We start from the raw sequence: 25821 nt of genomic DNA, 5'->3' as shown, positions 1-25821 counted from the left end.
ATGGCGCTGTCTGAACGGTGATCATGAGGCAAGCACGATGAACCTGATCAAATATCTGCTGCTGGCGACCCTTGCCATGGGCAGCACCAGCGTTTTCGCCGAAGGTGGCGCGGAGCGTTCACAGCAGTTCGTGGATACCTTTCTCAAGGAGCAGGAGCGCCTGTTCGGCGACCGGCAGCAAGTGCTGGTCAAACGTGAGCGCCAGGCGCAGGAGACGGCCCGTGAGGTAGCCAAGGACTAGCGGTAGTGAGGCACCGGCTCTGCGACAGCTCCTCGCTGCTGGTGAACTTGGGCGCCCCTCGGGGCGCTTTTTTTATTTGCGTGCCAGCAGCGTGGCGCGGCGGGGGGCCGGGAGGCCTTCGATGGTCTTGCTGTGGTCGTTCGGGTCGAGGAAATCGGCCAGCGACTGATAACGCATCCAGTCGGTGCTGCGCTGCTCCTCGACGCTGGTGACGCTCACATCCACGCAGCGTACATCGCTGAAGCCGGCGCGGCGCAGCCAGCGCTCCAGCGCGGGTACCGACGGCAGGAACCAGACGTTGCGCATCTGTGCGTAGCGGTCCTCGGGCACCAGCACGTGCTGCTCATCGCCCTCGACCACCAAGGTTTCCAGCACCAGCTCCCCGCCTTTGACCAGGCAGTCCTTGAGCGCCAGCAAATGCTCGATGGGGGATCGACGGTGATAGAACACGCCCATCGAGAACACGGTGTCGAAGCCTTCGAGGTTGGCGGGCAATTCTTCCAGGGCGAAGGGCAGGTGCCAGGCGGGCAGGTCTGGCAGGTATTTTTGCACCGCCTGGAACTGGCAGAAGAACAGCCAGTTCGGGTCGACACCGACCACCATGTCGGCACCAGCGCCGAGCATGCGCCACTGGTAGTAGCCGTTGCCGCAGCCGACATCGAGCACGCGTTTGCCCTTGAGGTTCAGGTGCGGACCGACCCGCGACCACTTCCAGTCCGAGCGCCATTCGGTGTCCACGTGCACACCGAACAGGTCGAACGGCCCCTTGCGCCACGGCGAAAGCCCCATCAGCGCCTTGTGTACCTGAGCACGGGTGGCGTCATCGCAGTTGCTGTCCAGACGCAATCCATCGACCAGGTCGATTGTCTCGGGCGTCAGGTCAGGCAGCGCATCCAGGGCGCCGCGCCAGCGCTCGAGGTCGCCATGGCCCTTCTCCAGCTTGGTGTCGAGTTGTGCTTGCAGCCCCAGGGACCAGGAAGCCAGTGGCGTGCCCGCAAGACGGCGGACGAGGGGAGACAGATCAATCATGGCAGGGCTATCAGCGAGGCGAAATTGAGGCATTGGAACCAGGGTATGACTTTCGAGAAGCCGGCGGAGTGGAGGCGCTCCTGGTGGGCTTGCAGGGTGTCGGGCTTCATCACGTGCTCGATGGCGCTGCGCTTCTGGGCGATTTCCAGATCGCTGTAGCCATTGGCACGCTTGAAGTCCAGGTGCAGGTCGTTGAGCAGGTCCTGTTCCTGTACGTCGTCGAAGCGCAGTTTCTCGGACAGGATCAGCGCGCCACCTGGCAGCAGCACTTGGTGAATGCGTGCGAGCAGGGCAAGGCGCTGCTCAGGGGCGATGAACTGCAGGGTGAAGTTCATCGCCACCACCGAGGCGGGCTCGAAGGGTAGGGCAAGGATGTCGGCTTCGATTACCTGCACTGGCAGCAGTTCCTGGAACATCGAGTCCTGGGCGGTGAGGTACTGGCGGCAGCGTTCGACCATGGCTGCTGAGTTGTCCACCGCAATCACCCGGCAACCGTCGTGGCGCACATGGCGGCGCAGCGACTGGGTCACGGCGCCCAGCGAAGCGCCGAGATCGTACAGCGCGGTGTGTGGTTGAGCGAAGCGTGCGGCGAGCACGCCGAGGTTCTCGACGATGGTCGGGTAGCCGGGTACCGAGCGCTTGATCATGTCCGGGAACACACGCACCACGTCCTCGTTGAAGACGAAGTCGGGCACCTGCTCCAGGGGTTGGGCGAAAAGGCGGTCGGGGTCTTGGCTCACAGTGGGCTCGGGGAACAGACAAAGGCGACATTCTAGCCAAGCCATGCGGTGCTGCATACCGCGAGTGCGGCCAGTGATCGGCGGGTCTGGGAAGAAAGTGGTGACTCGAAAGTGCTGTATTTCTGCCAAGTGGAAGCGAATTGGATGTCACCGGGCCAAGCCTAGAGCCACGGAAGACGAGGTGGGCGCGACGTATGGTGAGGCCTGCTCTGCGCTGTACTGGCGGAGCACCTCATCCGACCCTCAAAGGACGATCATTATGGAAGTGCTAGAGAATGAGTCGTTAGCAACTCTCGACCCGCAGCAGAAAGCAGAGCTGATACCTCTGCAATACATCGAGACGATCAGCGATCCGATAAAGACAGACCAGCAACCTGGGTTGATCTTCAGCCGCGAAAACCTGCTGGTGATCAAACGCTACGTCAAGGCCGTGGATTCGCTTCCGGGCGCATCGGAGCCAATCAGCGAGTGGATCGACTTCGTGAAGCTGGGCGTGGATGGCGAGGAGGTTAGTAGTTTTATCTCCGACTTGAACCAGCATGCCGAAGGGTGGGAGCCATTAGAGCGCGAAACTCAAGCCCTTAGCGTGAAACTGGAAAATTTCGCGCAGACGTTCGCCACCGAAGGCGCGCTGCTCGTGAGTGAAATCCGCAGTATGCACGGCAATAGTCTCTCCGATATCGAGGATGCGGTGTTGGAGCAACTGGAGACAGTACCGCTTGATGAAAACGAACGTACGCTTAAGGCTGAATCCATCCACGGCGCGATCGAGGATATCAAAGAGCTGATCGACAGGATATCGAAGGATATTGATCAGGTTCAAACGCGTGCAGATCGCTTCTATAAGGATGTCGAAGATACTTTGCTGCCAAAGTTGGCAGGGCTGGATTCGACGCTTGACATTGCCGGTGCCGGCGAAAGGGCAGCAGCGCTTGCAGACAACTTGCGAGTATTGGACCAGGAAATCGAGTATCAGTCTTCGATCATTTCCGGCTTCACGGGCTATACCCTGTTTGGGCTGACATTTTCGCCCCCGGGGGTTGGGCTAACCTATTCGCTGTTCGGTGATCTGGCAAAGTCTGAGAAACAAGATAAGCAGAAGCTGCTGGAACGTCGCGAAGCGCTGGTGATGGAGATGCAAGCGTTTACCCCGCAGTTGGCGAACCTGGCCACACTGTCGGGTCTGCTCAATGACATCAAGGGCCGACTCAAAGAGGTCAATACGGCCGCCTGGAACCTGCGCTACGTTATCCGCACCTTGAGTGACCATACAAAAGTCTCGAGTGAGGAACTTGACCTGCTCGATACCAATGTCAGCGTGGAACGATTTGCGCGTCGGATCGATCGTGTGGTCCGCCCGTGGCACAAGATTGGCAATATTTCGCACGAGTTGGCATTGATTTTTAACGACGTCATGAACAGTTTTAATCAGGAGAATTGATATGGATATTAGCAGCCCGATACTTGTGAAATACCCCGATGTGTCTGCAATGCGATTGATGCAAGGTGAAATTTCCAAGTTTGTAAATATGAAGGCAAAACATCTGAGCTCGTCCATCCGGGAGAACGTCTCGGATTTGCTGAGGCTGCTCAGGGAGTGCGACGCTCAAATGAAAGACCAGGTATTGAGTGCCACGCTCAATCTTGCGCACCAGAATTGGTCGGAGATAAATGCCGCAGCCGTGAGTTCGCAAAATGGCCAGAACCAAGGCATCAAGAAAGATATCGAAGACGAGCTGGTGCGTCTGCGGGGTCGCTTGAAGGCGTCGTTGCAGGTGTTGAACCAACGAGTCAGCGCAATACAGGTTTATCGCCTGTCGGAATTGGAGGAGCGCCGTTCACAGCTGGCAGGGACCAAGGAACGTATACAAGCCAGTGTCGACCACCTGCTGGAAGTGGTTGCAGGCATGGAGCGTCAAAAGAACGAGCTGGACCAGATCATCAAGACGTTCGAAGTGCCAACGCTGTTCAGTATTATCAAGGGCATGATTCCGACAGAGGAGGAAGTGGACCTGTTGTTGAGCAGCATCAAGAACCCCACGGTGAGCCCTGAACTGGTGAAGGCAGCCGTCAAGAAGTTCGAGGCCAACCTGGATGTCATAGGCGAAGGACGCAAGTTCTCGGATCTTGTGTCAGCCCGGGCGACGTGTGTCGGGCAGATTGCCGAACAGCGACAGGCATTGTCGTCGTTGCAGAGTTTGTTGCAACAGGCTGTTCAAGAACATGACGAACTGGTCACTGCTGGCAATGTCGACAGTTGGCGTGATCGCTGGGTACTGGAAGCCCAAAAGCTGACGACGACTTGGCAGAGTCATCAGGCTGCTGCACAACAGGCGACTGAATTGGGCTCGCTCGGCAATGCCCTCATGGCGCTGTCCGTCTACCTGGCGGAGGTTCGCCGCAACTTCGAGACCGTCTGAGCGCATGCATCGCTCCAGGTTTCAACGTACGGTTATCTGGCACTCGAAGGTTTGTACGGGCGCGACTTCAGGGGCCCAGGGTTGTTGGTAGATCAGGGCCAGCGTGGCAGTACCCTCGGCCTTGGCCTGGAAGCGCCAGTTTGAAAGGCCTGCACTGCCGACGATACCGGCCTCTTCCGGAGTGCTGTAGACCTCTGGCCCCAGGCTGCGTAGCACGCTTGAGGCTGGGTCCTTGAGCGTCCAGCGATAGCCGGTGGAAGGGTTGCTGGCCAGCGACAGCGATAGGGTCTGACCGACTTGCAGGCGCTTCGGACATTCGCTGTCGGCATCCAGCTCGACGGTTTGCCGCGGTTGCTGCGCGCAGGCAGCGAGCAAGCTGAGACTCAAGGGGAGCAGCAGGCGGGAGAGGGTCATGGTGGCTCCTGAGGCGGACGATGGCCTGAGGATAACCGATGCGCTTGTGTATGTGGGCTCTGAGGGGCCATCGCGGGCTTGCCCTGCGATGGCCCCTCAGAGCCCTGTGTTTATCAGAACAACACTTTCGCCACGTCGGCAAAGCGCTTGGCGAAATGCACCGTCAGCCCTTCGCGCAGGTAGTCGGGCAGTTCCTCGAAGTCCCCACGGTTCGCCTCCGGCAGGATCAGCTCGAAGATCTTCTGCCGCTTGGCGGCGATCACCTTCTCGCGTACCCCGCCAATCGGTAGCACCTGCCCGGTCAGCGTCAGTTCACCCGTCATCGCCACGCCTTTTTTCGGTGCCTGGTCGCGCGCCAGTGACAGCAGGGCGCTGGCCATGGTCACGCCAGCGCTGGGGCCGTCCTTGGGCGTGGCGCCTTCGGGTACGTGCAGGTGGATGAACGCTTCGTTGAAGAAGCCTGGAGCTCCGCCGTACTGCTTGAGGTTTGCGCTGACGTAGCTGTAGGCGATCTCTGCGGACTCCTTCATCACGTCCCCCAGCTTGCCGGTGAGCTTGAAGCCGCGGTTGAGCGTATGAATGCGTGTTGCCTCGATCGGTAGGGTGGCGCCCCCCATGCTGGTCCAGGCAAGGCCTGTGATCACGCCCTTGCCCGCCAGTACTTGCTCGCTGCGGAACACCGGCATGCCCAGTGCTGCCTCGAGGTCCTTGGTGCCGATCTTGAGCTTGGCATCCGGGTTCTCCAGTAGCTTGACCACTGCCTTGCGCACCAGCTTGCCGAGCTGTTTCTCCAGTTGACGCACGCCAGCCTCGCGGGCGTAGCCTTCGATCACCAGGCGCAGGGCGCTGTCGCTGATGCTCAGGCTGGTCTTGGCAACGCCAGCCTTGTCCAGCTGCTTGGGCCACAGGTGGCGTTTGGCAATGGCCAGCTTCTCTTCGGTGATATAGCCCGACAGGCGAATCACTTCCATGCGGTCGAGCAGCGGGCCGGGGATCGAATCCAAGGTGTTGGCAGTGCAGACGAACAGCACCTTCGACAGGTCCAGACGCAGGTCCAGGTAGTGGTCGAGGAAGTCGACGTTCTGCTCCGGATCCAGGGTTTCGAGCAGTGCCGAGGCGGGGTCGCCCTGGTAGCTCTGGCCCATCTTGTCGATCTCGTCGAGCATGATCACCGGGTTCATCACCTCGACATCCTTCAGCGCCTGTACCAGTTTGCCGGGTTGGGCGCCGATGTAGGTACGGCGGTGACCCTTGATCTCGGCTTCGTCGCGCATGCCGCCGACACTGAAGCGGTAGAAGGGGCGCCCCAGGGATTCGGCGATGGATTTGCCGATGCTGGTCTTGCCAACACCCGGCGGGCCGACCAGCAGCACGATCGAGCCGCTGATCTCGCCTTTCCAGGCACCGACGGCGAGGAACTCGAGGATGCGCTCCTTGATGTCGTCAAGCCCGGCGTGATGCTGGTCGAGCACCTTGCGTGCGTGCTTGAGGTCGAGCTTGTCCTGGCCGTATACCCCCCAGGGCAGCGCGGTGGCCCATTCGAGGTAGTTGCGGGTCACAGCGTATTCCGGCGAGCCGGTTTCGAGGATCGCCAGCTTGCCCATTTCCTCGTCGATGCGCTTTTTAGCCTGCTCGGGCAGGGTCTTGCCTTGCAGGCGCTGTTCGAACTGTTCGAGGTCGGCGCTGCGGTCGTCCTTGGTCAGGCCCAGCTCCTGCTGGATGACCTTGAGCTGTTCCTTGAGGAAGAACTCACGCTGGTGCTCGCCGATCTGCCGGTTCACTTCGGCGGAAATCTCGTTCTGCAACCGCGCGACCTCGACTTCCTTGCGCAGCATCGGCAAGACCTTCTCCATGCGCTTGAGCATGGGGACGCAGTCGAGCACTTCCTGCAACTGGTTGCCGGTGGCAGAGGTCAGGGCAGCGGCGAAGTCGGTGAGGGGCGAGGGGTCGTTGGGGCTGAAGCGGTTGAGATAGTTCTTCAGCTCTTCGCTGTACAGCGGATTGAGCGGCAACAGTTCCTTGATCGCATTGATCAGGGCCATGCCGTAGGCCTTGACCTCGTCGGTGGGCTGCGCGGGCTGGTGCGGGTACTCGACTTCGACCAGGTAGGGTGGTCGATGGTGCTTGAGCCAGGTGCGGATGCGTACGCGGGTCAGGCCCTGGGCGACGAACTGCAGCTTGCCGTTCTCGCGGCTGGCATGGTGCACCTTGACCAGGGTGCCGTACTCCGGCAACGCCTTGGTGTCGAAGTGGCGGTGGTCTTCGGGCGGCGTGTCCATGAAGAACAGGGCCAGGGAATGATGATCGGTCTTGGCGACCAGGTCGAGGGTTTCGGCCCAGGGTTCCTCGTTGACAATCACCGGCAGCACTTGCGCGGGGAAGAACGGGCGGTTGTGGATCGGGATCACGTAGACCTTGTCCGGCAGTTGCTGGCCGGGCAGGGCAAGGGCGCGGCTGGTCTCGGCCTTGGCCTCGAGGTGTTCGATTTCGCTGTGTGCGTCGGGGTGTTCGGGGAAATCCTGCTGGTCGCTCATGGGGCACCTGCGTGAATGACTATGGTGCTTAGATGGGGCGGGGAGGGATGGGTTTCAATGGTAGACGAAGGCAGGAGGGGGAGGCTTTCATCTTTGCCGGCCGGTGCCGTGCCGCTCGCGGGCCTGCCCGCGAAGGCGGCGGTGTGGCCACCGCCGCAGTCGAGGCTTACTCAGCCAGTTTGTAAGCGATGATGTAGTCGCCCATCTTGGTGCCTAGCGAGCCATGTCCTCCGGCCACGATCAGCACATACTGCTTGCCGTCCTTGCCCGTGTAGGTCATTGGCGTGGCCTGGCCACCGGCTGGCAGGCGAGCGCTCCACAGTTCCTTGCCGTTGTGCACGTCATAGGCGCGCAGGTACTGGTCCAGGGTGCCGCTGAGGAAGCCCACGCCACCGGCGGTGACGATCGAGCCACCCATGCTTGGTACACCCACCGGCAAGCCGATCGGTACAGGGGTGCTGTCACGGGTGGTGCCGTTCTTGCGTTTCCACACCACCTTGTTGGTGAACAGGTCGATAGCGGCCACATAACCCCAGGCCGGTGCCTGGCACGGCACGCCCAATGGCGACATGAACGGGTGCATGGTCACGGCATACGGGGCGCCGGTGTTCGGCTGCACGCCGCTGGTCTCGCTTTCGCGCTTGCTGCCTTCGGCTACCTGCTCGCGCGGGATCATCTTCGACACGAACGCCATGTAGTTCGGCGAGGTGAACAGCAACTGACGCACCGGGTCGACCGACACGCTGCCCCAGTTGAACACGCCGACGTTGCCGGGATACACCAGTGAGCCCTGCTCGGACGGCGGGGTGTACTGGCCTTCGTAGCGCAGCTCGCGGAACTGGATGCGGCACAGCATCTGGTCGAATGGCGTGGCGCCCCACATGGCCTGTTCGGTCAGCTCGGGGCCGAGCAGGTTGAGGTCGGAGCGGGCTTGGGTCGGCGCCGTGTGATCGCCCTTGACCGCGCCTTGCGGAACCGGGATCTCGCGGATCGGCACGATCGGGGTGCCGTCACGACGGTCGAGCACGTACAGGCTGCCCTGCTTGGTCGGCACGATGACCGCAGGCTTCACGCCATCGTCGGTCTTCAGGTGCACCAGGGTGGGCTGGCTGCCCACGTCCATGTCCCACAGATCGTGGTGGGTGAACTGGTAGTTCCAGCGTGCCTTGCCGGTGGCCAGGTCCAGGGCGACCACGCCAGCGCTGTACTTCTCGGCGCCTGGGGTGCGGTCGGCGCCCCATTGGTCAGGGGTCTGGTTGCCCAACGGCAGGTAGATCATGCCCAGGTCTTCATCGACGCTGGCCAGCGACCACATGTTCGCCGAGTTGCGGCTGTAGGTCTTGCCCGGCGCCAGCGGCTTGGTGTCGTCGGGGTTATTGCTGTCCCAGTTCCACACCAGGCGGCCGTCGTGCACGTCGTAGGCGCGGATCACGCCGGACGGTTCGTTGGTCGACTCGTTGTCGGTGACATGCCCTCCGATGATCACCAGGTCACGGGTGATCGCCGCTGGCGAGGTGGAGTAGTAGCCGCCGGCGGTGAATGGGCCGATGCCGGTGGTCAGGTCGATCGCACCCTGGTTGGCGAAGCCTTCGCAGACCTTGCCGTTGTCGGCGTTGATCGCGATCAGGCGGGCATCGGCAGTGGGCAGGTAGAGGCGTCGTGGGCAAGTCTGGGCAACGACCTGGCCGGCATCGGAGATCTTCGGCGCAGGGCTGCCGTCACGGCTGACGTAGCGGTTCTCGTCATAGTACGAAACGCCGCGGCAGGTCATGTGGGCGAAGCCCTTGAAGGTCTTGACCGGGCTCTTGACCTGCGGGTCGAAGCGCCAGATTTCGGCACCGGTGTCCGGGTCCAGGGCCAGCACCTTGCTGTGCGCGGTGCAGGCATAGAGCATGCCGTTGGCCTTGAGTGGGGTGTTCTCGTTGGTCAGTTCGACCGGGTCGTTTTCGGTCGGCAGGTCGCCGGTGCGAATGCGCCAGGCTTCTTCCAGGCGATAAGCGTTCTGCGGGGTGATCTGGCGCAGGGGCGAGTAGCGGTCGCCGTGTTCGGTACGCCCGTAGGCCTGCCACTCGCCATCCGGCATGGACGGCGCTGCACTGGCCATTTCGCTGCTGTCACGCCCCAATTCGCCGAAGATCTCCCCGGGATGGGTGAACTGGCTACCGACTGCGGTTGCGCCGGAAGCGACCACGGCGGCAGCCAGCAGGGCGCCGTTGACCTTCGAGGCAGGCCCAAGCAGCGGGCGGCGCGCCCAGGGCAGCAGCAGGACCACGCCAAGGGCGAACCAGATGGCCAGGCGTGGCACCAGTTGCCACCAGTCCAGGCCCACTTCCCACAGCGCCCAGGCGGTGCTGGCCAGCAGTACCACGCCGTACAGGCCAAGGCCGATGCGGCGCAGGGCAATCAGCAGGATGCCCGAAAGGGCAAAGCCGATCCCGCCGATCAGGTAGTAAAGGGATCCGCCCAGCTGGCTCAGCTTGATACCGCCTGCGATCAGGGCCAGGCCCATCAGCAACAGCAGCACGCCTACGAGGCGCGGTAGCCAGCGGGTTCCATTCTTGGCACCGTCAGTGCTCATCGCATGTTCTCCGTTCGTTCAAGGTTGGGTTCAGAAACTGCTCTGGATCTTCAGGCCGCCGATCAGCGCGTCATCGACCTGCGACACCCCGCCCGGATGGCGGATGTATTGCAGGTTAGGACGCACGGTCAGCCAGTCCGCCAGGTGAATGCCGTAGTAGAGTTCGGCGCTGTATTCGGTGTCCTGGACGGGCAGGAAGCCGGGATTGTCGTAGTCGACGACGGCGTTGGCCTGGTTGGCCAGGCGCGCGTTCTTGCGGTAGGCGGGGTTGACGTGCACGCGGGCGAGGGCGAAACCGATGTCGTCCTTGGCGCGGGCATCGAAGGGCCCCTTGTACACCACACCTGCCTGAACGTAGTTGTCGATGGCATTGGTCTTCTTGTCATGCATCGTTGCATTGGCGAACAGGCTCAGCCCGCGCGAGGCGTCCGAGGCGCGAGAGGTCACCTGCTGCTGGGCGCCGAGCCAGAAACCATGCTTGCTGGCGCTGCTGCGGTAAGCCTGGCCGCTCAAGGCCGCCGGTTGGCCGTTGCCGTCCTTGTAAACATCCTGTGCCTTGGCATTACTGTAGTAGTAGCCGGCGCGATATTCCCCTTTCAGACCATTGACCCTTGGGGTCCACACCAGTTCGATCGGCATCAGCGCACCTTGCGTACCGCTGCCACTGAGCTTGAAACCATTGCCGGATTCAAGGTTGGAGGGATTCTGTTCGAAGACGCCGACCTGCGCGTATAGGTCGTCAGCGAGGTTGTACTTCACCCGCAGCGCCCATTGGCTGACCGGCCAGTTGTACCAGATGCCACCTACCCAGTTGCCCACCTGGGAACCGCAGAACGCCAGGTTCTGGAAGTCGCAGGGGAAGCTGTTGAAGTCCTCGCCTTCACCGAAGCGGCCGACCTTCACGTCCAGTGCGCCATCGAAGTATTTCTGCTTGATCCACATTTGTGTCAGGCGCCAGGTTTCGCCGCGGCCCCAGACTTCCTGGGCGGAGGTGAAACCTCCCACGCGCGGGTCGTTGATCCGGTCGTTGCTGATGTTCTGGCCGTGGCGTTCGGTGACCGTCAGCTGGAATTCGCTGTCGTGCCAGCCGAGGATCTTTTGCAGGTCCAGATGGGTTCCCAGGGTGAACTGGTCGCTGTAGCGTGCGGTGCGATCGTGATCGAAGCCGCCGTGCAGGTTACTGCCCATTTCGCCGGTGTAGCCGAAGGTGAAGTCGTAGCCCTGCGCCTGGAGTGCGGTGCGGGTACCGCCCCAGTCTCCGAACATCCAAGGTGAGTCGTTGGCGAAGGGCGCGTCTGCGCTGGCGCTGGGCGAAAAGCCGCTGAGCAGGGCGGTGAGGGCAAGGCCCGGGTATGGATTCTTCGGCAGTTGAAGCATGAGATAGCGCTGTCTTTTGATTATTGAAAAAAACGCAAGCGCATCGAGGAGCGAACGCTTCGATGGAAACGGCTGAGGGATTTATGAGTGAAGCGTTTCAGCTTGCGGTGCGGAGGATATAGGGGAAGTTGTAAGAAAAAAAGACAAAATGTCGCAGGGGATTGTTGTCGCAGACGTAACAGTTGGCGCAGTTCCTGTAGGAGCGGGCTTGCCCGCGAACACGGGCGTAGCCCGTGCCAGGCAGCGCGTTGTCTTTTTCGCGGGCAAGTCGGGGCGCCGAAACGCCGCCCCTATATGCAGGTCAGAAGCTGGTGCGCAGCCCGACTTCGACGCTACGTCCCGGTGCCGGCGCGATATCGCGCAGGATGGAACTGGCGTAGCGCACGGTCTGGTCGGTCAGGTTCTCGCCACGTACGAACGCCAGCCACTGGCTCTGGCCAATGTCGAAGCGATAGCCGACGCTGGCGCCGAGGGTGGTGTAGCCGTCGGTCCCGTGTTCGTTGTCCGGCTTGCGGTGCTGTGAGGCGGCGTGTTGCACGTCCACGCGCGCCTGCCAGCGATCCAGCTCCCACAGCAGGCCGGTGCCCACCCGCAGCGGGGCGATGCGTGGCAGTGGCTCGCCGGTGTCGAGGTTCTTGGCGCGGGTATAGTCGCCGGACAGCTCCAGGGCGAAGCTGCCGTAGCGGTTCTCCACCAGCTTCCAGCGATCCTGTGCCTCGATACCATAGAAGCGCGCACGCACGCCCTGATACAGGTACTCAGGAATCCCGCCGTCGTCGTGGTCATGATCATGGTCATGGTCGTCGTCACCATGGTCATGCCCTTCACGCAGATTACCGCTGCCGATCAGGCCGATGTAGTTGCGAAAGTGGCTGTAGAACACGCCGACACTGCCCTTGTGCGTGCCGTTGTCGAAGCGCAGTGCCAGGTCGCCGGAAATCGCCTTCTCCTTGTTCAGGTTCGGATCGCCGACTTCATAGGCGCCGGTAGCGACGTGTGCGCCGTTGGCATACAGCTCGTAGAAGGTCGGTGCGCGCTCGGTGTAGGCCAGGCTAGCCGCCAGTGCCCAGACCGGATCGAGCTGGTACACCGCGCCCGATGACAGGCTTGCGGCATTGAAGCTGGTCGATTTGTCGGCACCGACGAAGTTCTCGTTGCCCTTGGCATCCGGGTCGATGCGGGTGTGCTCCAGGCGGGCGCCGAGGCTCAGGTTCAGGCGTTCGGTGGCCTGCCATTGCTCGAGCATGAACAGCGCCAGGCTGTCGGTGTCGGTGTGCGGCACGAAGGCTTCTTCACCCAGCGCCGAGAACTCGTTGCGACTGACCTGGGCGCCGATCACCCCTTCGACGGGGCCGATGGGCTGGTGGCGGGCTTCGATGCGCGCCTCATAGCCTTTGTTCTTGAAGGTGGTGTGGACCTCGCCCTCTTCGATCTCGCGGTGTTGGTAGTCGGTGTAGCCGGCGTCGACCTTGACCGAACTGAACGGTCCTTCGAGGTCGCGCAGTTCCGAGGCGAAGGCGTAGTGGTCCTGTTGCATGTCCAGGCGCACGCCGGGCTCGGCCACCGAGCCGTAGTTACTGTCGTAGCGGCTATAGGACAGGCCTGCATAGCCATGGTCCCAGTGGTAGGAACCACCGATGGCGCCGCCGTCCTGGCGGCCGTCGCTGTTTTCCAGGCGATGCTTGCTGCCGGTTTCGTCGGCGTCGCGCACCTTCGCGCTGCGTGCATAGCCGGGGATGCGCAGGTCGTTGAACTGACGGCTGTTGGCGTCCAGGTGCAGGGCGAAATTGCCGTCACCGGCTTCGAGCTTGCCGGCGCTGCTGCGCGTGGTGTCGGCGCCGCCATAGCGCAGCTCGCCTGCGCCATGGATGCCTTCGATAGGCGAGTCGGGAATGCGGTTGTCGAAGGTGTTGACTACACCACCGATGGCGTTGCCGCCGTAAAGCAGCGCAGCCGGGCCACGGACGATCTCGACGCGTTCGACGGTGACCGGGTCCAGTGGCACGGCGTGGTCATAGGACAATGACGAGGCATCCAGGGCACCGACGCCATTGCGCAGGATGCGGATGCGGTCGCCATCCAGGCCGCGGATCACCGGGCGACTGGCGCCTGGACCGAACCAGGTGGAGGCGACACCGGGCTGTTTGTTGAGGGTTTCACCGAGGCTGCCGTGCTGCTGTTGCAGCAGGTCATCGCCTTCGAGCACGGTGCTTGGGGCGGCGAGCTGGCGGTTGCCGAGCGGGTTGGCGGTGATCACCTGGGGTTCGAGCTCCACCGCCTGGCTGGGCGATGACGCCAACCACAAGGCGACAGCGAGGGGAGAGAGGCGCAGGGACTTGGACAACATGAGCGTGTGACGTTCCTTGGCAGATATTTATAGTGAAGATACGAATGGATACAATATAACATTGCTATTTCATCACAGAGGTTTCCTGTCTGGCCAGGGGTTTGTGCTGTGGAAGGCTCTGGCCCGGGCTGGGAGCGCAGGCGGTCCGCATCCTTGCACACCGGCCCACTACACTCGTGTAAGGTGCGCATCTTTCAACGCGGGAGCACTGCATGAGCACGGCCCAACACAACGCACTGCACGGCAAGACGCTGGAGCAGATCCTCACCGAGCTGGTGGCCTACTACCAATGGCAGGGGCTGGCCGAGCGCATCGACATCCGCTGCTTCAAGAGCGACCCGAGCATCAAGTCGAGCCTGACCTTCCTGCGCAAGACGCCCTGGGCGCGGGAAAAGGTCGAGCAGCTGTACATCAAGCTGTCACGCAAGGCTTGAGGGTGCCGCGTCCCTGGCTGACCCTGGCCGCGCTGCTCGGCTGGACGGGGTTGGCGGTGCAGTTGTATCTGGTGCTGCTGGCGCGCTGGCAGGAGCAGGCCAGCTTGATCGGTGGCATGGTCAATCTGTTCGGCTATTTCACCGTGCTGAGCAACACCCTGGTGGCCACGGTGTTGAGCCATGCGGCGTTCGGCCGTGAGACGGCGGCGCGGCGCTGGTTCCTGACGCCGGCGGTGAGTTCCGGTGTGCTGGTCAGTATCGTGCTGGTGGCAGTGGCCTACAGCCTGCTGCTTCGGCACCTGTGGCAACCCGAGGGTTGGCAGTGGCTGGCCGACGAACTGTTGCACGACGTGATGCCGCTGGTGTTCGTGCTGTACTGGTGCCTGGCGGTGCCCAAGGGGCGCTTGCGGCTATCGCACCTGGGCGCCTGGAGCCTGTACCCGCTGGTGTATTTCCTGTTTACCTTGTGGCGGGGGCATGAGATCGGGGTCTACCCCTATCCCTTCGTCGATGTGGCGAGCCTGGGGTATGGGCGGGTGCTGATCAATGCACTGGCGGTGTTGGCGGGGTTCTGGGGGATCGGGTTGCTGGTGATCGGGGTGGATCGGTGGTGGGGGCGGGTGAAGGGATGAGTCGGGACGAGTCGCTGCGACTCGTCCCGCGACAGGGCCGCATCGGTCTTACTGGCTACTCATCATCCGCACTGCCCTCTGCGCGCCAGTAAGCCGCTGCCTTGAGCGCATCCTCGGCAACGCCCTTTTCCAGCAGCAATGCCTTGGCTTGCCGGGTCAGGCCCTTCTCCAGCGCTACCCAGCCATACAGCCGGCCCTGCGGCAACGTCAGGTTTTTCACCAGGCCGAGCAGGTCCTCTGCCTGCCGACGTACCCAGATGACCTCCACCTGCGCCTTGCTCGGCAGCGGCTGGCGCTCCTGTTCATCCTCGATCTGGATGACCGCCAGCACCTGGCGTCCGGCCGGCAGCTCCTCGAGCCGTCGGGCAATCGCGGGGATGGCGGTTTCGTCGCCGATCAGCAGGTAGCTGTCGAAGATGTCCGGCACCACCATCGACGCGCGTGGGCCGGCGATATCGAGGTGCTGGCCCGGCGCGGCCTGGGCAGCCCAGGTCGAGGCAGGGCCGTCGCCATGCAGGACGAAGTCGATGTCCAGCTCCAGGGCGTTCAGGTCGATGCGCCGCGGCGTGTACTCGCGCATGGTCGGCCGTACGCCGCCGTCGCGGCCCAGGTTGCGGGCGTCGATCGCTTGTTGCTCCTCGGGCGTGCAGCCGAACAGCACCTTGACGTGGTCGTCCGTGCCCAGGCTGGTGAAGCCTGCCAGTTCCGCACCGCCCAGGGTGATACGGCGCATGCGCGGGGTCAGGTCGGTGACCCGGAGCACCTGCAGACGGCGTTGGCGGATCTCGTGGTTGACGCGATGAATGGTGTCGCTCATGGGGTTTTCTCCTGAACGGAATCGGTCGGCCCGCCTGCGATGGCCCTGGCCGTGTCGTTGAGCAGGCCGCGCACCCGCTCGATTTCCTCGGGTGTCCAGCGGCCGCTGTGCATGTGCAGGGCATGGCGCAGATTGCCGACCGCCTCGTTGATCTCTGGTGGACGCTCATGTCCGCGCAAGGCGCGCTTGCTCAACTCGATGCGCATGCGTACGCCGTCGAGGGCGACGGCTTGTTCGGCGAGTGATTGGCGACCGACCTCGGTGATGACATAGAGGCGCTTGCTGCCCTGAATCTGGCCACTGATCAGCTCGGCTTCCTCGAGAAAGTTGAGGGTCGGGTAGATCACCCCGGGGCTGGGGCTGTAGCTGCCATCGAATAGCCCTTCGATCTGACGAATCAGGTCGTAGCCGTGGCCGGGTTGCTCGGCGAGCATCGACAGCATCAGCAGTTTCAGATCGCCAGGGGCGAACACCCGCGGGCCGCGCTCACCGCGACCGGGGCGGCGCTCGAAAGGATCATGGGGGGCGTGGTCACGCATGGGGTGCAGGCTCCTTGTGTTTCGATATATCGCAAGATATTACTCAAGATATATCTAAACACAAGGCTTCAAATGCAGATGATTATCATCTGGTTTTTTGATGGGTGCCTTGCCTGTCAGTGCATCGCCAGTTGCGGCGCCTTGCATTCATTGGGGTTTCCCGGCTCCAGGTATGGCATGAGAATCGGCGCCATACCCTTGAGTACCTGCACGGGCAGTGCCGAGGTGAACTTGAACGACTCCGCCGTGCGTCCCGGCACGAAGGCGGTGAGCGTGCCGAAGTGGTTGTCGCCGAGGAAGAACACGAAGGTGGCAGTGCGGTTCAGCGAGCGTGAGCCGATCAGCCGTCCGCCGGCGCCGTAGCTCTGCAGGCGGTTGTCACCCGTCCCGGTCTTGCCACCCATCACCAGCGAGGTACCGTCGTGCAGCTTGAAACTGCCGGAAATACGTCGCGCGGTACCGGCATCGACCACCTGCGACATCGCGCCTTTCAGGGCCCGCGCCACTTCCACCTTGAGGATTCGTTGGCCGCGGTCGGGGTCGCTGATCAGTTTGGTTTCATAGGGGGTGCCGGCCGCAAAGTGCAAGGTGTCGATGCGCAGGGTCGGCAGGCGAACGCCATCGTTCTGGATGATGCCTACCAGTTCGGACAGCGCCGCAGGGCGGTCGCCCGAGCTGCCAATGGCCGTGGCCAGTGACGGTACCAGGTGATCGAAGGGGTAGCCGACGCGCTTCCAGCGCTGGTGGATGTCGAGAAACGCCTCGATTTCGACCATGGTGCGGATGCGGCTGTCACGGGCGCCCTGGTGACGGCTCTTGAACAACCAGCTGTACACCTCCTGACGCTCGAAGCGACTGGCGTTGACCATCTCGGTGGGGGTGGCGCCAGGGTTTTTCAGCAGGTAGCCGAGCAGCCACAGGTCCAGAGGGTGGACCTTGGCGATGAAACCCTGATCGGGCAAGTCGTACTTGCCTGGACCGTAGGCGGCGTACATTTCAGAAAGGCGGCCGTCGTTGAGCTTGGCGATGGCGGCCTTGTCCTTGGCGCTGTGCGCGCGGACGAAGGCGTTGAAGGTTTCCTGGCCGGCCTCGGGGAACAGGTAGCGGTGCACCGCCGCCAGGCGCTGGGGGGTGACGCGCATGCTGTCGAGGAAGGTGTCCAGGCGTTGCTGGGAGGTCTTGCGTTGGTACTTGCGCCAGAAGCGCATCAGGTAATTGGTGCCCTCGCGGTCGGCGAAGCGCGCCAGGTACTCCTGGCGGCGCGGGTCGGCGTCATCCTTGAGCAGTGGTTCGCGGTTGTAGGGTTGCTGGTAGGTGACGTAGCGCACCAGGTCGCGCATCAGGCGGATGAACGGCAGGTTGATCGACTCGCGCAATGCGTCCTTGAGGGTCGGGTTGCGGCCGTTGTCCTCCTTGCGGAAGTTGTTGAACACGTGCATGCCACCACCGGTGAAAAATGCCTCGCCGGTATTGGCCGAGTACTTGCGCTCCAGCGCGGCGTCGAGCATGGCGTCGAGGTTCTGGTTCTTGCTGTTCAGCATCAGCCATTCCAGTGACCACTGGGTGATGCGGTCCAGGTCGGCTACCCCCACTTTCTTGAGCTCGGCTACCGGCTTGCCGGCGTACTTGTCGTGCAGCTCGGCGACGATTTCAAGGTACGTGGTCAGCACTCGCAGCTTGGCGGTCGAACCCAGTTCCAGCTTGCTGCCCTCGTTGATGTCGAACGGTTGGTTGGTGCTGTCGGTCTGCACCCGAACCCGCGAGCCGTCGGCGGTGCGCTCGAACAGGGTGAAGCTGTAGCTGACCTGGTCGGTGGTCTTGCTGGTCAGCAGGCGCTCGCCGATCAGGCCCATCTGCGCGGCGAACTCGGGGTCGGCGAGATTCTTCAGGTACTGGCTGACCTGGGTCTGCAAGTCTGCTTGCAGGGTGCTTGTGGCGGAGAGGTCGAGGCGATCGAGGTCGTACAGCGGGCGGTTGAGCATGGCTGCCAGGCGGTTACGGGCCAGGCTGATGCCCTTGTTGGTGATGATCGGCACGATGGTCGGCTGGGCCACCCAGTCGCGGTACACCGCCTTGCTGGCCAGCGCGGCGTCGGCCAGCGGACGATCGATGATGCCGTTGGCGGCGAGCACGCGGATATGCGAGTCGGTCAGCTCGGCCAGCTCGACGCGGCCTTTGGACAGGTAGTGCGAAGGTCGGCGCTGGGCAATCATCAATGACAGCACTTCACGCAGGGCCAGGCCACGAGCGGCCATGCTCTGGGCGTCGGTTTCCGTCGAGGTGAGCGCCTTGTTCACCTCGGCGAAGTCGGCGCCGTACCAGACCCGCAGCCCCTCGGCCATGCCGTGCACTTCACCGTGCCCGGGTACCGCCGAGAGCGGCACGCTGTTCAGGTAGTCGCGCACGATGCGCTGGCGCGCCTCGGTGGTGTCCGGCCCGCCCTGGTAGGCGCGCACGCTGGCAGAAATCATCTGGCGGATCTTCTCGGCGCCATTGACCGTCAGGCCGTCTGGCGAGTGTCGGTATTTTTCCAGTTGCGTGGCCAAGGTGCTGCCGCCTGCCGACTGGCCGGGCAGGGCGAGGTACTTGGCGACCTGGCTGTAGGCGGCCTTGGCGAAGCGTGGCCAGTCTACCGCCGGGTTGTTCTGCGGGTCCTTGCTGTCGAGCAGGTCGCGGTTCTCGATGAACAGCAGGCTGTTGACGATCACCGGTGGGATCGAGGCGAAGTCGTCGTACAGGTGCTGGGGGTAGTGATACTGGTAGAGGGTGTCGCCGCGGCAGTCGGTGATCGACAGGCCGGCCTGGATCTTCTCGACGTAGGGCACGAACAGGCCGTGGTCGACATAGCGCATCAGTGCCGGGGAGAAACGCACCTGCTCGCTGATCAGGTAGTCGCGCTTGAGCAGACGCGGCAGGAACTGGCCCAGGGCGCTGTAGCCCAGGCGCTTGTCGAAGGGGCCGTCGCCTGGGTAGACGATCGCGTCGCTCGGTCCGCGCTCCAGCGAGTAGGTGAGGGTGCTGGCCAGGCGGCTGAATTCACGCGATTGCAGGTCCGAGCTCTGCACCTCCTCATAGACGGCAAAGCCCACCGCCACCATGGCCACCAGCACGATCAGGATGATCAGTCGCCACCACAACCGACGCTGACGAGGTGGCTTCGGCTGTGGTGGCTCGGCCAGAGGTGCTTCGGGTGCTTCCGTTCTGGTCTGTTCCGATTGCCACAGTGCGCCCATAGAGTTCAGTCCGGCCAAGTATTTTCGTCTTGCTTGTCTGAAGCTTAGACGCTGGCCGGACTTGGTGAAAAAATTGTGAGGGCGATGATCGGTGTATTCGAATCAGGCTGCGGCTTCGCTGTGCGGCTCGAAACTGTCGGCGCGGGCCAGCTGCCACATCCGCGAGTAGAACTGCCCGTCCACCTCGCCGGTCAGTAGTTCGCCGGGCTTGAGGAACACGTGCATCTGCGAGAACAGCTTGATCTCGGTGGCGGAAATACGCCGCACCAGGTGCTTGGCCTCCAGTTGCGCGGGGTGCTCGAGGCCTGCAGCGGCCAGCATTTCGGCCAGGGCGCGCAGGGTGTTGTGGTGGAAGTTGAGCACCCGCTGGGCCTTGTCGGGCACCACCAGTGCGCGCTGGCGCAGGGCGTCCTGGGTGGCAACGCCGGTCGGGCACTTGTTGGTGTGGCAGCTCTGCGACTGGATGCAACCGATGGCGAACATGAAGCCGCGTGCAGAGTTGGCCCAGTCGGCGCCGATAGCCAGCACGCTGGCGATGTCGAAGGCACTGACGATCTTGCCACTGGCGCCGAGCTTGATCTTGTCGCGCAGGTTCAGGCCAACCAGGGTGTTGTGCACGAACAGCAAGCCCTCGCGCAGGGGTACGCCAATGTGGTCGGTGAACTCCACGGGCGCGGCGCCGGTACCGCCCTCCTTGCCGTCGACGACGATGAAGTCGGGCAGGATGCCGGTTTCCAGCATGGCCTTGGCGATGCCCATGAATTCCCACGGATGACCCAGGCAGAACTTGAAGCCCACCGGCTTGCCGCCGGACAGCTCACGCAACTGGGCGATGAACTGCATCATTTCGATGGGCGTGGAGAACGCGCTGTGGCGAGACGGCGAGATGCAGTCCTCGCCCATGACGATGCCGCGGGTGTCGGCGATTTCCTGGGTCACCTTGTGCTTGGGCAGGATGCCGCCGTGGCCGGGCTTGGCGCCCTGGCTCATCTTGATTTCGATCATCCGCACCTGCGGGTTGGCGGCCTGCTCGGCGAAGCGCGCGGGGTCGAAGCGTCCGTCCGCGGTACGGCAGCCGAAATAGCCGCTGCCCAGTTCCCAGACCAGGTCACCACCGTGCTCGCGGTGGTAGGGGCTGATGCTGCCTTCGCCGGTGTCATGGGCGAAGTTGCCGAGCCGGGCACCTTCGTTGAGGGCGCGGATGGCGTTGGCACTGAGCGAACCGAAGCTCATGGCCGAGATGTTGAAGATCGATGCCGAGTAAGGCTGGCTGCACTGCGGGCCACCGACGGTGATGCGGAAACCTGTCGGGTCGGCCAGTGGTGCGGGGCGCATGGAGTGGCCGATGAACTCGAAACCCGACTCATACACATCGATCAGGGTGCCGAAGGGTTTGTCGGAGGCCTCGTTCTTGGCGCGGGCGTACACCAGCGAGCGCTGGGCGCGGGAGAAGGGCAGGGCATCGCTGTCGGATTCGAGCAGGTACTGGCGGATCTCCGGGCGAATGCCTTCGACCAGGTAGCGAATATTGCCCAGAATCGGGTAGTTGCGGCGTACCGCATGGCGTTTCTGCAGCAGGTCGAACAGGCCGATCAGGCTGAGCACGGCGGTGGTCAGGGTGAGGGGCCACAGCCATTCGTGGTGCAGGAAGGGAAGGCTGGCCAAGGTGAACAGCACGCAGGCGGCGAACACGGCGTAACGGCTGAGGAGTGACAGACTCATGCGAAAATCCTTGCGAATGCTTCGGTCAATCAGGCTCAGGGGCCTGGGCAAACCCCGACCATAGCCCGGTCGGGTGACAAATGGCCAGCGGACGAAAGGCGAGGGAAAATGAAATTTCGGGTATCGAAAATCATTCTCAATGTAGTATGTTATAAAGTATCAATTTATGACCGAGGTGATTTTCATGAAAGCAGGTATCCATCCCGAATATCGTCCCGTGCTGTTCCACGACACGGCGGCGGATGTGTTCTTTCTGATCGGATCGACCGTGGAAACGGATCGCACCCAGGTTCACAGCGACGGCCAGACCTACCCCTACGTGGCGCTGGATGTGTCCAGTGCATCGCACCCGGTCTACACCGGGCAGCAGCGCAAAACGACTGTCGAAGGGCGAGTGGCCGGGTTCAACAAGCGTTTTGCAGGGTTTGCCGCGAAGGTCTAGGTGCGCTCAGTTGTCCCGCAACAGGCGCTGGCGCCAGGTTTGCTGTTCCTCGGCCGGTCCCTCGATCAGAAACCGGTAGCTGCCCGCGATCCGCACGGCCACCGGCACGCCGTCGCGATACAGCAGGCGGTTGCCCCCCACAGCCGGTAGCTTGCTACCTGGCAGCAGGGTGCCGACCAGGTTCAATGGATCGCTGGCGCTGACCACTACCAGCGCCCCGTCCACTTCCCGCCGCCGCACCTGGCGCAATAACCCCACGGCTTCGGGCAGGGCGAACTGTTCGCCGGCCAGCCCGGCAATGAACCGCCCGCCACGGATTTCCCCGCGTGCCTCCAGCCGGTGATAGCAGCGCAGGAGTTCGCGCCATGGCGGTAGTGCTGCGCTTTCGCGCTCCAGCAGGCGCCAGCAGATCACCCCATAACGACGCAACAGGCTGCGGGCTATATGTTCCAGGCGCTGGTCGCTGTCCTGTTCGCCAGCACTGCGCCGCAGCAGCGCCCAGCGTCCGGCCTGCACCATGCTGCTGGACAGCGGTGGATGACCGCGACGGCTATTGCGTGACGAACGTTTGGCCGCTGGCGTTATCAGGCTGCGCAGACCGCTGAAGCTGTCGGCGGCCGCCAGCCCCGAGCCGACCAGTTCCTGCAGGGCGTTTTCCAGCTCGCTGGGCAGCAGGCGGGCTTGCTCGGCCAGTTCGTCGAAGAACAGCGCGCCATGGGCCTGCAAAGCCTGGTGCACGCGCTGTGCCCGTGCGCCGAGCGCCTCGGGCGACGGGATGCTGGCCAGGCTGCGCCATAGGGCGAGGTGTTCGCGCGGCAGAAGCACCAGCGGCGTGCTCGACAGGGTACTGCTCGACACAGTGGCGGCCAGCCGCGTCCAGGCCCACTGACCACTGCGACAGGCGTCGTCAAGCCAGTGCGGGCTGTAGTCCTTGATCCGCGCAGGCAACAGTTCCGCTTCCCAGGCCCCGGCGGCGCAGGGGAAGCCCTCGAGCTGTCCGAGCACCTGCGCTACCGCCTGCGGCCCGCGCAGGCGTTCCTCCTGGCTCAGGTGCTGCCAGTCGAACTGAAAACGCATGAAATCCTGTAGGCTGACCGGTTCGATCTCCCGGCGCAGGCGTTTGACGGTATAGCGGTGAATGCGTGCCAGCAGGTGACGCTCGCACCATTGCAGCGGCGGCTGGCCTGGGCTGAAGTGTCCGCGCAAGACATAGCCTTCGCGCTCCAGCCGCGCCAACGCGTGTTCGACGTCGCTCTCGCTGCGGCTCAATGGCGTGGCGATCTGCGCCAGGGTGAGTGGGCCGAAGGCGCTCAGGCGGCCACGCAGCAGATCGCTCAGGGCGCTATCCGCATCGACGACCTGGTCGAAGCCGGGCAAGGGCTGCAGGGCAGGGGCGAGCGAAGCGTCGGGGTACAGCGTGGTCATCGACCTCAGGCGCTCGCGAGCCAGCCACAGCGGCTGGCCGCAGGTGTCCAGACGGCAGGCACGGCCAGCGTCTGCCAACTGCCCGAGCAGGGCTGCCCAGCCATCGTTGGCTTGCACCTCGGCTTGCGTGATCGCGCCCAGGCTCATCAGCGCCTCGTGCATTTCGTCGAGGTTGAGCGGTCTTGGCCAGGCTTCATCCGCGACCGCACTGATCGCATCGGCATCCAGCGCACCGAGGTCGTCGCCGCTGCGCACTTCGTTCCAGCGTCGGTTGAGCACCGCTTGGGTACGGCGTTCCTCCAGCGGTGCATCGTCGAGAAATGCATAGGGACGAGCATTGAGGATGGCCGCGGCCAGCGGTGAGGGGGCGGGCAGGTCGCGGCTGAGCAGGCGCACCTCGCCGCTTTCCATGCGCCGCAGCAGTGCCAGCCAGCCCTCGCTGTCCATGGCGTCGTGCAGACAATCGTCGAGGGTCTGTTTCACCAGCGGATGGTCGGGAATCTGGCGCTCGCCGACGATGTTTTCAAGGCAGGCGATCTGGTCGGGGAACACTGTGGCGACCAGGTCTTCGCTCTTCATCCGCTGGATCTGCGGCGCTACCTTGCGCCCTCCGATGAAGCGCGGCAGGGCCATCGCCACGGCCGCGTTCCAGCGCCAACGCACACCAAACAGAGGCGCGTCGAGCAGTGCCTGGACCAGCACCTGCTCGGCAGTGCGGCTCGACAGGTAGCGCCACACTTCATCGAGGTCGAAGCTGTGGCTGGTGGACAGCGACAGCACGATCGCATCTTCGCTGGCCGCCGCCTGCAATTCGAAATTGAAGGTGCGGCAGAAGCGTTTGCGCAGGGCCAGGCCCCAGGCGCGGTTGATGCGGCTGCCGTAGGGGGAGTGGATGATCAGTTGGGTGCCGCCGGACTCGTCGAAAAAGCGCTCCATCACCAGTGTCTGCTGCGACGGCAGGGCGCCCAGCACTTGCTGGGTACGACCCAGGTAGTCGAGCAACTGGCTGGCGCTGTCGTCGTCCAGCACATAGTCGGCTTTCAGCCACTGCAGCACGCGGGACTGGTCGCCTGCATGCTGCTGCAATTGCTCATCGAGACGTGCCTGCAGGCGCGCGACTGCGGTGGACAATTCGTCACTGCGCCCCGGCGCTTCACCGAGCCAGAAGGGGATGGTCGGCGGCAGGCCATGGGCATCCTCGACCCGTACCCGCCCGGGCTCCACGCGCAGGATGCGATAGGAGGCGTTGCCCAGCTGGAAGATATCGCCGGCGATGCTTTCCACCGCGAAGTCTTCATTGACGCTGCCGATGTTCAGTGCCTGGGGTTCGAGCAGCACGCTGTAGTCGGCAGTCTCGGGGATGGTACCGCCGCTGGTCAGGGCAGTGAGCTGGCTGCCGCGACGTCCACGCAGGGTGGCATTCACTGCGTCGCGATGCAGGTAGGCGCTGCGTACACCCTGGCGGCCGTTGTAACCCTCGGCGAGCATCTGCAGCAGGGCCTGGTAATGCGCCTGATCAAGCCCTGCATAGGGCATCGCGGCGCGCAGGCAGTCGAACAACGCCTGCTCTGGCCAAGGCTGGTTGCTGACTTCGGCGATGATCTGCTGGGCCAGTACATCCAGTGGCGCGTTGGGGATGTGCAGCAGGTCCAGCTCGCCCCGGCGCACGCAGTCGAGCAAGGCCACGCATTCGATCAGGTCGTCACGCGAGGTAGGGAAAAGTCGGCCCTTGGGAATGCCATCGACCTGGTGCCCCGAGCGGCCGACGCGTTGCAGGAAGGCGGCAATGGAGCCGGGCGAGGCTATCTGGCACACCAGGTCGACGTCGCCGATATCGATGCCCAGCTCCAACGACGCAGTAGCTACCAGCATCCGCAGACCACCAGCCTTCAGGCGCTGTTCGGCTGACAGGCGATGCTCCTTGGCCAGGCTGCCATGGTGGGCGGCGACAGCGTCCTGGCCCAGGCGCTCGCTCAGGTGCCGGGTCAGGCGTTCGGCCAGGCGCCGGGTGTTGACGAACACCAGCGTGGTGCGGTGTTCGCGGGCCAGGGCAGCGAGTCGGTCGTAGAGCAGTTCCCAGACATCCGTGGCCATCACCGCGCCCAGCGGCACGGGCGGCACCTCGATGGCCAGGTCGCGCTCGCGGCTGTGGCCGACATCGACGATGGCGCAGGGCCGCTGATGCCCGACCAGGAACTGCGCCACGCGCTCGACCGGGCGCTGCGTGGCCGACAGGCCGATGCGGCGCAACGGTCGGCCGCACAGGGCTTGCAGGCGCTCCAGAGTCAGTGCCAGGTGGCAGCCGCGCTTGTTGCCGGCCAGGGCGTGGATCTCGTCGACGATCACCGTGTGCACCTGGTTCAGCCCGGCACGACCCGAGGCCGAACCGAGCAGTACGTACAGCGATTCAGGGGTTGTCACCAGAATGTGCGGTGCGCGTTTGCGCATGGCTGCGCGGTCTTTTTGCGGTGTATCGCCGGTGCGCACGGCGGTGGTGATGTGTGGTGCTTTCAGGCCCTGCTCGGCAAGTGCCTGGGCGATGCCTTCGAGAGGCGCCTGGAGATTGAGGCGAATGTCGTTGGACAACGCCTTGAGCGGTGAAACGTAGATCACCTGGGTTTGCGCGGGCAGCTCGCCGTCGTGCTCCAGACCTTGGCGAAACAGTTCGTCGAGCACTGCGAGAAAGGCGCTGAGGGTCTTGCCCGAGCCGGTCGGAGCGGCCAGCAGCATCGACTGGCCGGCGTGGATCAGCGGCCAGGCGCGGGCCTGGGCGTCGGTGACGGTGGCGAAGCGTTGCCGGAACCAGGTGCCGACGGCGGGGTGGAACAGGTCGAGCACCGGGTGCTGCTGTGCGGGCAGGTTCATGCAGTGTTTATGGCGCTTGGCGAGGGGGTTGG

The 25821-nt window shown here is 63.4% G+C and carries 18 protein-coding genes; 6 read left to right on the top strand and 12 right to left on the bottom strand.

The annotated features are described in order from the left end of the window. Positions 1–37: 37 nt before the first annotated feature. Positions 38–241: a hypothetical protein gene (locus APH44_RS06220; protein ID WP_054891828.1), complete on the top strand. Its 204-nt coding sequence runs from the start codon at positions 38–40 to the stop codon at positions 239–241. A gap of 72 nt (positions 242–313) precedes the next feature. Here APH44_RS06220 and cmoB read toward each other — a convergent pair whose 3' ends face one another. After that, positions 314–1270: a tRNA 5-methoxyuridine(34)/uridine 5-oxyacetic acid(34) synthase CmoB gene (cmoB, locus tag APH44_RS06215; RefSeq protein ID WP_054891827.1), complete on the bottom strand. Its 957-nt coding sequence runs from the start codon at positions 1268–1270 to the stop codon at positions 314–316. Then, positions 1267–2055 carry a carboxy-S-adenosyl-L-methionine synthase CmoA gene (gene cmoA / locus APH44_RS06210; protein WP_177339399.1) on the bottom strand — a complete coding sequence of 263 codons (789 nt, stop codon included), beginning with the start codon at positions 2053–2055 and terminating at the stop codon, positions 1267–1269. Before cmoA ends, cmoB begins: the two co-directional genes overlap by 4 nt. 214 nt (positions 2056–2269) lie before the next feature. Here cmoA and APH44_RS06205 point away from each other — a divergent pair, with 214 nt between their 5' ends. Both APH44_RS06205 and APH44_RS06200 read left to right on the top strand, forming a co-directional pair. Next, positions 2270–3451, top strand: coding sequence for an alpha-xenorhabdolysin family binary toxin subunit A (locus tag APH44_RS06205; protein ID WP_054891825.1), 1182 nt, complete (start codon positions 2270–2272; stop codon positions 3449–3451). A 1-nt stretch (position 3452) separates the two neighbouring features. Continuing rightward, complete coding sequence (locus APH44_RS06200) at positions 3453–4430, top strand: alpha-xenorhabdolysin family binary toxin subunit B (RefSeq protein ID WP_156343729.1); 978 nt, start codon at positions 3453–3455, stop codon at positions 4428–4430. A gap of 21 nt (positions 4431–4451) precedes the next feature. Here the strand turns inward: APH44_RS06200 and APH44_RS06195 are convergent, their stop codons facing one another. The 5 genes from APH44_RS06195 to APH44_RS06175 all read right to left on the bottom strand — a co-directional run bounded on the left by APH44_RS06195 (position 4452) and on the right by APH44_RS06175 (position 13680). Then, positions 4452–4844 (bottom strand): protease inhibitor I42 family protein, encoded by a 393-nt coding sequence (locus tag APH44_RS06195; RefSeq protein ID WP_054891823.1) that lies wholly within the window; start codon positions 4842–4844, stop codon positions 4452–4454. 113 nt (positions 4845–4957) lie between these two features. Continuing rightward, positions 4958–7378 (bottom strand): endopeptidase La, encoded by a 2421-nt coding sequence (gene lon, locus APH44_RS06190; RefSeq protein ID WP_054891822.1) that lies wholly within the window; start codon positions 7376–7378, stop codon positions 4958–4960. 166 nt (positions 7379–7544) lie between these two features. Next, positions 7545–9956 (bottom strand): glucose/quinate/shikimate family membrane-bound PQQ-dependent dehydrogenase, encoded by a 2412-nt coding sequence (locus tag APH44_RS06185; protein WP_054891821.1) that lies wholly within the window; start codon positions 9954–9956, stop codon positions 7545–7547. A gap of 30 nt (positions 9957–9986) precedes the next feature. After that, entirely contained in the window at positions 9987–11333 is a 1347-nt protein-coding gene (locus APH44_RS06180) for a carbohydrate porin (RefSeq protein ID WP_054891820.1), read from the bottom strand. Positions 11334–11634: 301 nt separating this feature from the next. Continuing rightward, positions 11635–13680, bottom strand: coding sequence for a TonB-dependent receptor (locus APH44_RS06175; RefSeq protein ID WP_054891819.1), 2046 nt, complete (start codon positions 13678–13680; stop codon positions 11635–11637). A gap of 212 nt (positions 13681–13892) precedes the next feature. On the opposite strand from APH44_RS06175, the gene APH44_RS06170 reads away from it, so the two are divergent. Beyond that, positions 13893–14114, top strand: coding sequence for a VF530 family DNA-binding protein (locus APH44_RS06170; protein ID WP_054891818.1), 222 nt, complete (start codon positions 13893–13895; stop codon positions 14112–14114). A gap of 2 nt (positions 14115–14116) precedes the next feature. Then, a complete protein-coding gene (locus tag APH44_RS06165) occupies positions 14117–14746 on the top strand; it encodes a Pr6Pr family membrane protein (protein WP_054891817.1) in 630 nt (209 codons plus the stop codon). A 55-nt stretch (positions 14747–14801) separates the two neighbouring features. On the opposite strand, the gene APH44_RS06160 is transcribed toward APH44_RS06165, so the two are convergent. The 4 genes from APH44_RS06160 to APH44_RS06145 all read right to left on the bottom strand — a co-directional run bounded on the left by APH44_RS06160 (position 14802) and on the right by APH44_RS06145 (position 21057). After that, on the bottom strand, positions 14802–15563 hold the full coding sequence (locus APH44_RS06160) for a siderophore-interacting protein (protein WP_054891816.1): 762 nt from the start codon (positions 15561–15563) through the stop codon (positions 14802–14804). Then, on the bottom strand, positions 15560–16102 hold the full coding sequence (locus APH44_RS06155) for a PadR family transcriptional regulator (protein WP_054891815.1): 543 nt from the start codon (positions 16100–16102) through the stop codon (positions 15560–15562). Before APH44_RS06155 ends, APH44_RS06160 begins: the two co-directional genes overlap by 4 nt. Positions 16103–16218: 116 nt before the next feature. Further along, positions 16219–19335 carry a transglycosylase domain-containing protein gene (locus tag APH44_RS06150; protein WP_054891814.1) on the bottom strand — a complete coding sequence of 1039 codons (3117 nt, stop codon included), beginning with the start codon at positions 19333–19335 and terminating at the stop codon, positions 16219–16221. 102 nt (positions 19336–19437) lie between these two features. Beyond that, complete coding sequence (locus APH44_RS06145; protein ID WP_054891813.1) at positions 19438–21057, bottom strand: FMN-binding glutamate synthase family protein; 1620 nt, start codon at positions 21055–21057, stop codon at positions 19438–19440. 184 nt (positions 21058–21241) lie between these two features. Here APH44_RS06145 and APH44_RS06140 point away from each other — a divergent pair, with 184 nt between their 5' ends. Continuing rightward, positions 21242–21499, top strand: a complete 258-nt coding sequence (locus tag APH44_RS06140) for a type B 50S ribosomal protein L31 (RefSeq protein ID WP_054891864.1) — start codon at positions 21242–21244, stop codon at positions 21497–21499. A gap of 6 nt (positions 21500–21505) precedes the next feature. Here APH44_RS06140 and APH44_RS06135 read toward each other — a convergent pair whose 3' ends face one another. Continuing rightward, on the bottom strand, positions 21506–25789 hold the full coding sequence (locus tag APH44_RS06135; RefSeq protein ID WP_054891812.1) for a DEAD/DEAH box helicase: 4284 nt from the start codon (positions 25787–25789) through the stop codon (positions 21506–21508). Positions 25790–25821: the final 32 nt, after the last annotated feature.

Origin of the sequence: Pseudomonas sp. NBRC 111143 (assembly GCF_001320965.1) — a bacterium.
In the GTDB taxonomy this organism is placed as follows: domain Bacteria; phylum Pseudomonadota; class Gammaproteobacteria; order Pseudomonadales; family Pseudomonadaceae; genus Aquipseudomonas; species Aquipseudomonas machongensis.
Note: the sequence above shows the minus strand (reverse complement) of the source record. Positions and strands in the feature narration are given on the sequence as shown.

Coding starts and splice junctions, on each gene's coding strand:
- APH44_RS06220 (WP_054891828.1), top strand. CDS start 38: ATGAACCTGATCAAATATCTGCTGCTGGCGACCCTTGCCATGGGCAGC.
- cmoB (WP_054891827.1), bottom strand. CDS start 1,270: ATGATTGATCTGTCTCCCCTCGTCCGCCGTCTTGCGGGCACGCCACTG.
- cmoA (WP_177339399.1), bottom strand. CDS start 2,055: ATGGCTTGGCTAGAATGTCGCCTTTGTCTGTTCCCCGAGCCCACTGTG.
- APH44_RS06205 (WP_054891825.1), top strand. CDS start 2,270: ATGGAAGTGCTAGAGAATGAGTCGTTAGCAACTCTCGACCCGCAGCAG.
- APH44_RS06200 (WP_156343729.1), top strand. CDS start 3,453: ATGGATATTAGCAGCCCGATACTTGTGAAATACCCCGATGTGTCTGCA.
- APH44_RS06195 (WP_054891823.1), bottom strand. CDS start 4,844: ATGACCCTCTCCCGCCTGCTGCTCCCCTTGAGTCTCAGCTTGCTCGCT.
- lon (WP_054891822.1), bottom strand. CDS start 7,378: ATGAGCGACCAGCAGGATTTCCCCGAACACCCCGACGCACACAGCGAA.
- APH44_RS06185 (WP_054891821.1), bottom strand. CDS start 9,956: ATGAGCACTGACGGTGCCAAGAATGGAACCCGCTGGCTACCGCGCCTC.
- APH44_RS06180 (WP_054891820.1), bottom strand. CDS start 11,333: ATGCTTCAACTGCCGAAGAATCCATACCCGGGCCTTGCCCTCACCGCC.
- APH44_RS06175 (WP_054891819.1), bottom strand. CDS start 13,680: ATGTTGTCCAAGTCCCTGCGCCTCTCTCCCCTCGCTGTCGCCTTGTGG.
- APH44_RS06170 (WP_054891818.1), top strand. CDS start 13,893: ATGAGCACGGCCCAACACAACGCACTGCACGGCAAGACGCTGGAGCAG.
- APH44_RS06160 (WP_054891816.1), bottom strand. CDS start 15,563: ATGAGCGACACCATTCATCGCGTCAACCACGAGATCCGCCAACGCCGT.
- APH44_RS06155 (WP_054891815.1), bottom strand. CDS start 16,102: ATGCGTGACCACGCCCCCCATGATCCTTTCGAGCGCCGCCCCGGTCGC.
- APH44_RS06150 (WP_054891814.1), bottom strand. CDS start 19,335: ATGGGCGCACTGTGGCAATCGGAACAGACCAGAACGGAAGCACCCGAA.
- APH44_RS06145 (WP_054891813.1), bottom strand. CDS start 21,057: ATGAGTCTGTCACTCCTCAGCCGTTACGCCGTGTTCGCCGCCTGCGTG.
- APH44_RS06140 (WP_054891864.1), top strand. CDS start 21,242: ATGAAAGCAGGTATCCATCCCGAATATCGTCCCGTGCTGTTCCACGAC.
- APH44_RS06135 (WP_054891812.1), bottom strand. CDS start 25,789: ATGAACCTGCCCGCACAGCAGCACCCGGTGCTCGACCTGTTCCACCCC.